The organism is Actinoplanes sp. NPDC051861, from assembly GCF_040681145.1.
Lineage (GTDB): Bacteria > Actinomycetota > Actinomycetes > Mycobacteriales > Micromonosporaceae > Actinoplanes.
In genome coordinates this window covers 155,573-165,930 of the sequence record NZ_JBFAYE010000023.1, presented here as the reverse complement: position 1 = coordinate 165,930, position 10,358 = coordinate 155,573, and the positions used below count along the sequence as shown (strand labels likewise).

The window sequence follows — 10,358 nt, the reverse complement described above, 5'->3', positions numbered from 1 at the left end:
GCCGCTCCGGTTTCCGTGCCGCTCCGGTTTCCGTGCCGCTCCGGTTTCCGTGCCGCTCCGGTTTCCGTGCCGCTCCGGTTTCCGTGCCGCTCCGGTTTCCGTGCCGCTCCGGTTCCCGCGCCGCTCCGGTTCCCGCGCCGTCCCGCGATCTTGGGCGTCGCGCCCGGCGTGGGGCTGCGCTAACGCCCGCGTGCCCGCGCCTTCCCGCGCTGTCCCGCGATCTTGGGCGTCACGCCCGGCGTGGGGCGGCGCTAATGCCCGCGTTCCCGCGCGGCCCCGCGATCTTGGGTGTTGCGACCGGGCGTGGGCGGCTTGGGGGTTCACGATCGCTTGCGGGGTGTGGGCTGCGGGGGCTGGTGACGCCGCCGCGAGGGGGAAGGGTGTGGGGAAGTAATGTGACGCGCGTGGAAGAGATCGACCGGGCGATTGTTTCGGCGCTTACCGGGGATGGGCGGTTGTCGTACACCGATCTCGCTGATCGGGTCGGGTTGAGTGTTTCCGCTGTTCATCAGCGGGTTCGGCGGCTTGAGCAGCGTGGGGTCATCGCGGGGTACACGGCTAAGGTGTCCTACGAGGCGTTGGATCTGCCGTTGACTGCGTTTGTGGCGATTCGGCCGTTTGATCCGTCGCAGCCTGATGACGCGCCGGACCGGTTGGCTCATCTTGCCGAGATCGACTCGTGCTACTCGGTGGCGGGCGAGGACTTCTACATGCTTCTCGTGCGGGTGAAGAGCCCGGCTGACCTGGAACGTCTTCTCCAAGACATCCGCACGGCAGCGAACGTCACGACTCGCACGACGGTCGTCCTCTCCACGCCGTATGAGAACCGCCCGCCTCGCATCGCCGACTGACCGCTTCGTCCCGTCGCGCGTCCATCATCCCGTCGCGCCCAGAACGTCACGTTGCGCGCAGGTCATCCCGTCAGGGGCTGATCGTGCTGATCATCCCGTACCGCTGGTCACGTTCTTTTTGTCGGAAACCCTCATGACGCTGACCACGCGGTCCACTTCGCGACCCGGATGCGCAGGAACGGGCCCGGGGGCGGCGCCGTCTCATACTGCGGATACCGCGCGACCAACTCCGGCGAAGGCGCATCCGTCACCGAGGCCACCCCGTCCGCCCGGACCCACCACAGCGACGACCAGTCCTCGTCGTAACAGTCGGCGAGCACGCTCACGCGCGGCTCATGCGCGATGTTCACCAGACGTTGAAGGCCGCGATGACGCTTCGGCTTCCCGTCCACAGCCGTGACGATCACGTCGTCCACCAGTGCGAACACGATCGGCACCAGATGCGGCGCGCCCGACGGTGTCACCGTGGCGAGGTGGGCCACCCGGGACGCCGCGAAGCGTTCACGGGGAGTCATCGGCCGAGGAACGCGCCGATGGCCTGCTCCCACCGGGTGAGCTTCGCCTCGATCACGCTCCACGGGCCCGACGGCACCCACGCCGACGCCCGGTGCACGCCCGCGGACGCGAGTCGTTCCAGCACCGCCGGGTCCGACGGCGCGCTCAGCACCTGCACCTGGATGTCCCGGGTGGCGCGCGAGCGCAGGGAAGCGATCCGTGGGAACACCGATTCGCTGTAGTTCGGGAACCAGCCGTCCCCGTAGGCCAGCACCCGGTCCAGCACCGTCGGCCCGTCCCCGCCCACCAGCACCGGCGGCCACGGCTTCTGGGCCGGCTTGGGCCACGACCAGATCCGCTCGAACTTCACGAACTCCGAGTCGAACGACGCCTCATCCTGGGTCCACACGGCCTGCATGGCGCGCACCCGGTCACCCATGAGGCGCATCCGGGTACGCGGATCCGTACCGTGATTCGCCATCTCCTCCCGGTTCCACCCCGCGCCGATCCCGAACTCGAACCGCCCGCCGCTGAGGTGGTCGACCGACGCGACCTCCTTGGCCGTGATGATCGGATCCCTTTCGGTCACCAAACAGATGCCGCTGCCGACGCGGAGTCGGGTCGTGGACGCCGCCGCGTCGGTCAGCGCGACGAACAGGTCGTAGGTGTGCCAGTACTTGCGGGGCAGTTCGCCACCACCGGCGTACGGCGTCTCGCGCGCCGCCGGTATGTGCGTGTGCTCGGCGAAGAACAGCGCGTCCTGCCCGCGCTCCTCGATCCTGCGGGCGAGTGAACCCGGCCGCATCGCGTCATGGGTGGGGAAGTAGCCGACTCCGAACTCCACCCGGGGGAGTCTATTCGCCGTACGGCGTAGGGATGAGCCGCAACGGCAGGCCCGGTTCCGAGTAGCCGTTCGCACCCTGGCGTTTCGGCAGCTTGATATCGCGGTGGGGGAGTTTCTCGTACGGGACCTGGCTCAGCAGATGCGTGATGATGTTGAGACGGGCGCGCTTCTTGTCGTCCGAGTGCGCCACGTACCAGGGCGCCCACGCCGTGTCCGTGGTGGCCATCATGGCGTCGCGGGCCCGCGAGTAGTCGTACCAGCGGCTGTACGACTTCAGGTCCATGTCCGTCAGCTTCCAGATCTTGCGCGGGTCCTGGATGCGGCTCTGGAGGCGACGGGTCTGCTCGTCCGGGCTGACCTCCAGCCAGTACTTCAGCAGCAGGATGCCGGAATCGGTCATCGCCTTCTCCCACGACGGGACGATCTGCAGGAAGCGGTCGGACTCCTCCGGCGAGCAGAAGCCCATGACGCGCTCGACGCCGGCCCGGTTGTACCAGGACCGGTCGAAGATGACGACCTCACCGGCGGCCGGGAAGTGAGCCATGTAGCGCTGCGCGTACATCTGGCTCTTCTCCCTCTCCGTAGGAGTGGGCAAGGCGACCACCCGGAACACCCTCGGGCTGACCCGCTCGGTGATCCGCTTGATCGTGCCGCCCTTGCCGGCGGTGTCGCGGCCCTCGAAAACCACGCAGATCTTGGCGCCGGAGGCCTTGACCCACTCCTGCATGGCGACGAGCTCGCCATGCAGAACCCGCATCTCGTTCTCGTATTCGACACGGCCCAGCTTCTTGTGCTTCTTCTCCTTCGCCATGGCCGAGAGTGTGTGCGGGTCGCCGGACAAGCGCGTCATCCGCGCGGGATGAACGCCGCACTGCCATGCTGTCCGGGATGAATGCCGACGACGTGCAAGCCGCGAGGAACGCGATGCTGGCGACGCTCACCCCGGTTGCCGCGGCACCCGGCTGGGAGGGCGACGCCGGTGGTCTGGCTTGGAGCTGCAAGGAGACCTTGGCGCACATCGCGCACGATCTTTTTGCGTACGCGGGACAGCTCACGACCTCCGCCGAGGACGCCTACCTCCCGGTCGACCTGGTCGCCCGGCCCGAGGCGACACCGGCGCAGCTGATCGGCATCACCGCCGGCTGCGCCGACCTGCTCGCCACCGTCCTGCGCACCACCGACTCCACCGCGCGCGCCTGGCACTGGGGCCCGACCGACCCGTCGGGTTTCGCCGCGCTCGGCGTCAACGAGATCCTGCTGCACACCTGGGACATCGCCACCGGTCTCGGGGTCGGCTTCACGATGCCCGCGCCGCTCTGCGCGGCCGTCCTCGCCCGGCTGTTCCCGAACTCGCCCGGCGGCGACCCCGCGGAGGCGCTGCTCTGGTGCACCGGCCGGATCGCCCTGCCGCATCGCCCCCGTCTCGAGTCGTGGACGTTGCGGGCAGCCGTAAGCTGATCTTCCATGTGGAGGAAACTGTGGCGGACCGTCGGCGCGTGGCCGGGCTTCACCCCGATCGCGCGCAGCCTGGTCACCGTCGACCGGTGGCTCGGCCGGGTGACGCGCGGGCGGGTCGTCGCGCTGGGCATGGCGCCGTCGCTGATCCTCACCACGACCGGGCGCAAGTCCGGGTTGCCGCGCAGCCAGCCGCTGCAGTACGTGCGGGACGGGGACGACTTCGTGATCATCGCCTCGAACTGGGGCGGGGAGAAGCATCCGGCTTGGTCGTACAACCTGCGGTCGAACCCGGACGCGCGGATCACGCTCGGCGGGCGTGAGATCCCGGTGACCGCCCGCGAGGCACAGGGCGACGATCGCGACCGGTTGTGGCAGCTCGTCGTCGACCAGTGGCCGGGCTATGCCGCGTACCGTGTCCGCGCCTCGCACCGTGAGATCCGGCTCTTCCGTCTCACACCCGCTGGCTGACCTGGATCTCGAACCGCCCCGTCGCCGAGGCGAACGCCAGCGCGGCGACCAGCAGTGCCAGCCCGATGATCAGCAGAACGATGAGGAACCCGCAGCCGCCGAGAGGCGACCGCCCGCTCACCGCTGACCCTCCTCGATCGTCATGCGTCCAAGGTTGGCACCGATTCGACCGATATGCAGCCCCGGTCGCCTGGTACGGCTGAAGCGTGACGTCAAGCGAAACCGAGGTTCGCCAGATCTCCACTCCGGACGATCTTCCCGAATTCCGTGAGAGCTGGTGGGAGACGGGCATGCGCGCCCGGGTCCGCACCGGCATCGTCGGCGTGTTCACCGAGCTGCCCAGCCTGATCCGCAAGGCGGTACGGGTGGCCTGGCGCGCCGACCCGATGCGTACCACGCTCGTCGGGGTGACCACTGTGGGCGCCGGCGCGCTCGCTGCCTTCGGGCTGCTGGCCACCCAGCAGATCCTGATCGAGCTGTTCGCCGGCGGTCCCACGGCCGACCGGGTCCGCGCGGCCCTGCCCGCCCTGATCTGGCTGGCCCTGGCGACCGCGATCCGGGGCGCCCTCGGCATGGTCGTCGGGTACGCGCTGAACGGCCTGACCCCGCGCGTGCATCTGGCCGTCGAGCGGGAACTGTTCGAGCACACCACCTCGGTCGAACTGCGCGCCTTCGACGACGACAAGTTCGCCGAGGGCATGGAACGCGCGACCCGGGGCGCCGAGGCAGCGATCGACCTGGTGCAGACCACGATGAACCTGTTCGCCGGTGTCGTCAGCCTGCTCGCCGTCACGTTCGCCGTGGTGACCATCAACCCGCTGCTGCTGCTCGCGCTCCTGGTCGCCACCGTCCCGACCGGCTTCGCCGCGCTGCGTGCCGGGCACGTCAAGTTCCAGAGCTATCTCGCCAGCTCGACCCGCCGCCGGCGGCAGTGGGTGCTGCAGCGACTGATGGCCGAGCGCACCTCCGCCGCCGAGCTCCGCTCGTACGGGCTGCGGGGTTTCCTCCTTCGGCTCTACGACCAGGTGATGGGCGTGCAGATCCGGGAGGAGCTGCGGGTCGCCCAGAAGGTCACCGCCACCACGAGCATCGGCGCCGCGGTCGGCGGCGTCGCGCTGGCCGGCGTCTACACCCTGCTCGGCCTGCTCCTGCTCGACGGCCAGATCCCGATCGCCGCCGCGGCCACCTGCGTGATCGCGCTGCAGGCCGCCCAGCGGGCGCTCGCGCTGGTCACGTTCCAGGTCGACCACGTGTACGCCTCGGGTCAGTTCTTCAACGAGTACGTCCGGTTCCTCGTCACCGCCGGCCAATACCTGCCTTCTCCCCGGTCCGGCCGCCCGGCACCCGCCACACTGGACTCGCTCACGGTCGAGGGCGTCACCCTGCAATACCCCGACCGGGACCGGCCCGCCGTCGACGACGTCACGCTCACGATCCGGGCCGGCGAGACGATCGCCCTGGTCGGCGAGAACGGCTCCGGCAAGTCCACCCTGGCCGCGATGATCGCCGCACTGCGGAGTCCCAGCGCGGGCCGGCTGATCTGGAACGGCCGCCCCTATGAGGAGTGGGATGTGGACGCGCTTCGTCACCAGATCGCGGTCGCGCTGCAGGATCACCACAAGTGGCCGTTCAGCGCGGCCACCAACATCGCGATGGGCGACATCGACGAGCCCGCCGACCCGGACCGGATCGAGACGGCCGCGCGCCTGGCCGCCGCCCACGACATGATCGGCGACCTGCCGCACGGCTACGAGACGCTGCTGGACCGTACGTTCAAACAGGGCCAGGATCTGTCCGGCGGCCAGTGGCAGCGCATCGGGGCGGCCCGCGCCTTCCTGCGTGACGCACCGCTGCTCATCATGGACGAACCGTCGTCGGCGCTGGACCCGCGGGCGGAGGACGCGCTGTTCCAGGCGTTGCGCGGGCGTCAGGGGAGGCGCACCACGATCCTGATCACGCATCGGCTGGCCAACATCACGCACGCCAACCGGATCTTCGTGCTGGAGCAGGGCAGTCTCATCGAGTCGGGGACCCACCGGGAGCTGATGGCGCTGGGCGGGGTGTACTCCCAGCTGTTCACCCTGCAGGCGTCGGGCTATCGGGACGCCTGATCAGGTCGGCGAGGAGTTCGGGCAGGCCGGGGGAGAAGTAGACGTGGCCCATGCCCGGGACGACGTGCAGCCGGGCGTCCGGGATGGCCGCCACCAGGGCCTCAGCCTTGGCCACGGTGAAGATCGGGTCCTGGTCGCCGTGCACGACCAGCGTCGGGGCGGTGATCGCCGACAGGGGAGCGAGCAGGTTCGGGTCCTCGCGCCAGGCGGCCGGGCCGTGATGGGCGGCGGCGGCCGGGTCGAGCGCTCGCGCCCAGCAGCGTTCGAGCACCGCCCGGGCGGCCGGTTCGTCGAAGGGGCGCACGTCGCCGTTCATGACCCGGAAGAGCGCGATGTCGGACTCCACACCGTGCGGTGTGCCGGCCGCGCCGGCCAGGTGCTGCAGGAATCGGGGCGACGGCGGGCCGGGGTCCTCGCCCATGGGAGTTGTGGAGAGCAGGGTCAGCGAGCTCACGCGTGCCGGCCGGTGCACGCCCAGCCACTGTGCGAGCACCCCGCCCAGCGACGCTCCGACGATGTGAGCGGACGGCAGCCGATAGGCATCCAGAATCGCCACGACATCTTCCGACATTTCCGAAATGTCGTAGGGATTGGTGTCGAAGTCGACGGTGCTCGACAGGCCGGTGTCACGGTGGTCGAACCGGATCACCTGGGCGCCGCTCGCGACGAGACGGCCGACCAGCGCGTCCGGCCAGCAGTACCCCTGTGCCGCCTGCCCCGCGATCAGCAGGACGGCCGGATGATCGGGGTCGCCGATCCGTTCCGTCCACAGGCGCAGGCTGCCGGAGGTCACGAACGTCTCGGTCATGATCCCTGACAGTAGGCGACCCGATCACGGCAGGTGGATGCGGGCCTGAATCGGGAGGTGGTCGCTGGGCCACTGGCCGCCGTGACGGTAGATGTTCATCAGCGCGCCCGACGTGGTGACGCCCGGGGAGGTGAGGATCCAGTCGACGCGCTTGCCGCCGGGGACCAGGGGGCGGTAGTTGTGGATCGTGGCGTAGTCCGGACCGCGGCGCGGCGCGCTGGTCCACGTGTCCGTCAGGCGCGCGTTGTCGAGCAGGAACCGGTAGACCTGGCTGCCGGAACCCGCCGGGCTGTTGAAGTCGCCGGTCAGCACGATCGGCAGCGTCTCGAACCTCGCCAGTCTCGCCGTGATCAGTCGGGCCGCCTGCCTGCGCGCGTACTCGCTCTCGTTGTCCAGGTGGGTGTTGACCGCGTAGAACCGCCGGCCAGTCGCCAGGTCCGAGAACAACACCCAGGTCACCATGCGTACGCGAAACGATCCCCAGCTGATCGATCCGGGAACCTCCGGCGTCTCTGACAACCAGAAATTTCCCGACTTCTCCGGTCGGAGCCGTGTCCGGTCGAAGAAGACTGCCATGTGCTCGCCGTGGTCGGCTCCCTCGCGGCCGAGCCCGATACGGTCGTAGTCCGAGCCGAGATCGTTCTCGATGTCGTCGAGCTGAGGTGCGAGGCCCTCCTGGGTGCCGATGAGATCCGGCCTCTCCGCCGCCAGCAACTCACGCAGCACCGGGCGCCGCTGCACCCACGAGTTGGGCGGGCTGCTACCGGCGTAGCGCAGGTTGAACGTCATCACGTCCAGATCCCCGGCCACCGCCGCCCCGGCAAGCCGATCCATCACGGACAGTGGTGTTGCGGAGGGTGACGGGCTGACCGCGATTGCCGGTGCCGGACGCGAACCGGGCTGCCGGACGACCGCGCCACCGACAGTCATCACGGAGACAACGACGAGTGCCGCGAGGACCAATCGGCGAATCGGCACGCCCCGACGATAACAAAGTGGCTGGTCACGAAGATTCAGACGCCGTTCAGAGGGTCGTTCAGCAGGCTCTCGAAGGCCAGCTCCGCTGCCCCGATCAGCGGCGCGTCCTCGCCGAGCAGGGGCACTCCCAGCCGCACCCCCTCGCGGAACGCCGGCAGGACCATCCCGGACACCCGCGCCCGCACCTCGTCGGCCGCCGCGAGGTAGACCTCCCGCAGGACGCCACCGAACAGGACGACCTCCGGGTCCAGGATGTTGACCAGGTTGGCGACGCCGTGGCCCAGCCAGCGCGCGACATCGCGTACGCTCGCTCTTGAAGCGTCATCGCCTGCTCGCGCCGCCGCAAGCACCGTGAGTGCGTCTCCGCTCGCGGACCGGCGCAGCAGGGCCGGCTCGCCCGCCTCGGTCTCCCAGCAGCCGCGTGAGCCGCAGCGGCAGCGATGCCCGACCGGATCGACCACCATGTGACCGACCTGGCCGCCGAAGCCGCCGTGGCCGGTGACCGCCTGGCCGCCGGTGAGAATGCCCGCGCTGATCCCCGCGTCGCCGTGCAGGTAAACGATGTTCGAGAGGCCGCGTGCCGCGCCGCGGGCGTGTTCCGCGCGGGCGGCGAGGTCGGCCGGTGTGCCGATCAGGAGGGGACGGTCGTGGGGGAGCGCCGCGGCGAGTTCGGTGGCGGAGGGCCCGTCGGCGCTGACCGCGACGGCGTATCCGAGGAGGGCGCCGCCCGGCGGCGCCTGCGCCTGCAGACGGCCGAGGAGGCGAGCCAGGATGGCGACGGTCTCGGTGCGGCCGGTTCCGGGGGAGAGGCGGGCGGTGAAACTGTCGAGGATCCGGCCGCCGAGACCCACGCATGCGGCGCGGAGGTGGTCACGCTGCACAGTCAATGCGTACGCATAACAGCTGGCGGAGTTCGTGCGCACCACCGGTGACGGCCGTCCGGCCCGCCCGCTTGCCGGTGGGATCTCCTCGCGGACCAGGCCCGCGGCGGCGAGTTCGGTGGCGAGTGCCCGGATGGTGCTGCGGTTGAGGCCGAGGCCCGCAGTCAGTTCGGCGCGGGAGGTGGCGCCGCGAAGGTGTACGTAGCGTAGAAGTGCGCCAAGGTTCTGCCGGCGAATGGTCTCCTGCGGGGAGATTGCCACGCCATGGTCCTCCGAGAAGCCGCGGCGAGCGGGTGCCCGAGTCGCGGGCACCCGCTCGCCGCCTGGATCACTTGGTGAGCGGGGCCAGCTTCGGGTCGTTCGCGTACGCCTCGGCCGCGTTGGCCTTGGTCACGATGACCGGCTCCAGCAGGTAGGCCGGGACGACCTTGACACCGTTGTTGTACGACTTGGTGTCGTTGACCTGCGGGTCGCTGCCGCCCTGGAGCGTCTTGACCATGTTGATGGTCTCGGCGACCAGCTTGCGCGTGTCCTTGTTGATGGTGGAGTACTGCTCACCGGCAACGATGGACTTGACCGACTCGACCTCGGAGTCCTGGCCGGTGACGACCGGGACGGGCTTGCCGGCACCCTTGATCGAGGTGATGATCGCGCGGGCCAGGGTGTCGTTCGGCGACAGGACGCCGTCCGGAACCTTGTCACCGGTGTAGGTGGAGTTCAGCAGCGAGTCCATCCGGCTCTGCGCGTTCTCCGCCTTCCAGCCCTGGGTGGCGGTCTGCTTGATGTCGGTCTGCTTCGAGCCGACGACGACCTCGCCCTTGTCGATCAGCGGCTTGAGGACGTCCATCGCGCCGTTGAAGAACACGCCCGAGTTGTTGTCGTCCGGCGAGCCGGAGAACAGCTCGATGGTCCACGGGCCGGTGGCCTTCTTGGCCTTCATGCCGTCCAGCAGGGCCTGGCCCTGCAGCTGGCCGACCTTGAAGTTGTCGAACGCGATGTAGTAGTCCACGTCCGGGGTGTTGGTGATCAGCCGGTCGTACGCGATGACGACGGCGCCGGACTCCTTGGCCTGCTTCACCTGGGTGGAGAGCTGGGCGGCGTCGGTCGCGCCGATCACGATGACCTTGGCACCCTTGGTCACCATGGCGGTGATCTGGGCCTGCTGGTCGGCGACCGTGGTGGAGGCGCCCGCGTACTGCACGTCCGACTGGAAGCCGGCGTCCTTGAGCCCGTTGGTGAACAGGTCACCGGCGAGAACCCAGTTCTCCGAGGTCTTGGACGGCAGCGCGACGCCGATCAGGGCGTCCTTCGCGAAGCCCTTGGCACCGGCCTCGGTGCCGGCCTCGGTGCCGGAACCCTCACGCTCGGAGCCGCCGCAGGCGGCGACGCTGAGCGCGAGGAACGCCGCTGCGCTGACCGCGAGGCCCTTGGTAACGAAACTGCGCATGGTGAATAGCACCCTTC

At 69.5% G+C, this 10,358-nt stretch carries 12 protein-coding genes; 4 read left to right on the top strand and 8 right to left on the bottom strand.

The annotated features are described in order from the left end of the window. Nucleotides 1-404 precede the first annotated feature (404 nt). The gene (locus AB0M02_RS39145) at nt 405-851 is read left to right on the top strand and encodes an Lrp/AsnC family transcriptional regulator (RefSeq protein WP_364236729.1); all 447 of its coding nucleotides are present in this window, start codon (nt 405-407) and stop codon (nt 849-851) included. A 131-nt stretch (nt 852-982) separates the two neighbouring features. On the opposite strand, the gene AB0M02_RS39140 is transcribed toward AB0M02_RS39145, so the two are convergent. Genes AB0M02_RS39140 through ppk2 form a run of 3 tightly spaced genes read right to left on the bottom strand, consistent with a single transcriptional unit; the run spans nt 983 to nt 3,001 of the window. After that, on the bottom strand, nt 983-1,366 hold the full coding sequence (locus tag AB0M02_RS39140) for a TIGR03668 family PPOX class F420-dependent oxidoreductase (protein ID WP_364236727.1): 384 nt from the start codon (nt 1,364-1,366) through the stop codon (nt 983-985). Beyond that, nucleotides 1,363-2,190: an LLM class F420-dependent oxidoreductase gene (locus AB0M02_RS39135; RefSeq protein WP_364236724.1), complete on the bottom strand. Its 828-nt coding sequence runs from the start codon at nt 2,188-2,190 to the stop codon at nt 1,363-1,365. The genes AB0M02_RS39140 and AB0M02_RS39135 overlap by 4 nt, the downstream gene beginning before the upstream one ends. 10 nt (nt 2,191-2,200) lie before the next feature. Then, nucleotides 2,201-3,001, bottom strand: a complete 801-nt coding sequence (gene ppk2, locus AB0M02_RS39130; RefSeq protein WP_364236721.1) for a polyphosphate kinase 2 — start codon at nt 2,999-3,001, stop codon at nt 2,201-2,203. A 77-nt stretch (nt 3,002-3,078) separates the two neighbouring features. Between ppk2 and AB0M02_RS39125 the strand changes: the two genes are divergently transcribed. Further along, nucleotides 3,079-3,648 (top strand): hypothetical protein, encoded by a 570-nt coding sequence (locus AB0M02_RS39125; RefSeq protein WP_364236718.1) that lies wholly within the window; start codon nt 3,079-3,081, stop codon nt 3,646-3,648. A 6-nt stretch (nt 3,649-3,654) separates the two neighbouring features. Then, complete coding sequence (locus AB0M02_RS39120; RefSeq protein ID WP_364236716.1) at nt 3,655-4,116, top strand: nitroreductase family deazaflavin-dependent oxidoreductase; 462 nt, start codon at nt 3,655-3,657, stop codon at nt 4,114-4,116. Here the strand turns inward: AB0M02_RS39120 and AB0M02_RS39115 are convergent. Then, the gene (locus AB0M02_RS39115) at nt 4,100-4,237 is read right to left on the bottom strand and encodes a hypothetical protein (protein WP_364236713.1); all 138 of its coding nucleotides are present in this window, start codon (nt 4,235-4,237) and stop codon (nt 4,100-4,102) included. The genes AB0M02_RS39120 and AB0M02_RS39115 overlap by 17 nt on opposite strands. 169 nt (nt 4,238-4,406) lie before the next feature. On the opposite strand from AB0M02_RS39115, the gene AB0M02_RS39110 reads away from it, so the two are divergent. Beyond that, nucleotides 4,407-6,227 (top strand): ABC transporter ATP-binding protein, encoded by a 1,821-nt coding sequence (locus tag AB0M02_RS39110; RefSeq protein WP_364236745.1) that lies wholly within the window; start codon nt 4,407-4,409, stop codon nt 6,225-6,227. Here AB0M02_RS39110 and AB0M02_RS39105 read toward each other — a convergent pair. The 4 genes from AB0M02_RS39105 to AB0M02_RS39090 form a co-directional block, all read right to left on the bottom strand. Then, on the bottom strand, nt 6,193-7,035 hold the full coding sequence (locus tag AB0M02_RS39105; RefSeq protein WP_364236712.1) for an alpha/beta hydrolase: 843 nt from the start codon (nt 7,033-7,035) through the stop codon (nt 6,193-6,195). The two genes, AB0M02_RS39110 and AB0M02_RS39105, sit on opposite strands and share 35 nt — an antisense overlap. A 24-nt stretch (nt 7,036-7,059) precedes the next feature. Then, nucleotides 7,060-8,013, bottom strand: coding sequence for an endonuclease/exonuclease/phosphatase family protein (locus AB0M02_RS39100; RefSeq protein WP_364236709.1), 954 nt, complete (start codon nt 8,011-8,013; stop codon nt 7,060-7,062). Nucleotides 8,014-8,048: 35 nt separating this feature from the next. After that, nucleotides 8,049-9,155, bottom strand: a complete 1,107-nt coding sequence (locus AB0M02_RS39095; protein WP_364236708.1) for an ROK family transcriptional regulator — start codon at nt 9,153-9,155, stop codon at nt 8,049-8,051. 67 nt (nt 9,156-9,222) lie between these two features. Beyond that, complete coding sequence (locus AB0M02_RS39090) at nt 9,223-10,341, bottom strand: sugar-binding protein (RefSeq protein WP_364236707.1); 1,119 nt, start codon at nt 10,339-10,341, stop codon at nt 9,223-9,225. Nucleotides 10,342-10,358 lie beyond the last annotated feature (17 nt).

Excerpts from the sequence above, each read along its gene's own strand:
- AB0M02_RS39140 (WP_364236727.1), bottom strand. The coding sequence starts at position 1,366 with ATGACTCCCCGTGAACGCTTCGCGGCGTCCCGGGTGGCCCACCTCGCC.
- ppk2 (WP_364236721.1), bottom strand. The coding sequence starts at position 3,001 with ATGGCGAAGGAGAAGAAGCACAAGAAGCTGGGCCGTGTCGAATACGAG.
- AB0M02_RS39125 (WP_364236718.1), top strand. The coding sequence starts at position 3,079 with ATGAATGCCGACGACGTGCAAGCCGCGAGGAACGCGATGCTGGCGACG.
- AB0M02_RS39120 (WP_364236716.1), top strand. The coding sequence starts at position 3,655 with ATGTGGAGGAAACTGTGGCGGACCGTCGGCGCGTGGCCGGGCTTCACC.
- AB0M02_RS39110 (WP_364236745.1), top strand. The coding sequence starts at position 4,407 with ATGCGCGCCCGGGTCCGCACCGGCATCGTCGGCGTGTTCACCGAGCTG.
- AB0M02_RS39105 (WP_364236712.1), bottom strand. The coding sequence starts at position 7,035 with ATGACCGAGACGTTCGTGACCTCCGGCAGCCTGCGCCTGTGGACGGAA.
- AB0M02_RS39090 (WP_364236707.1), bottom strand. The coding sequence starts at position 10,341 with ATGCGCAGTTTCGTTACCAAGGGCCTCGCGGTCAGCGCAGCGGCGTTC.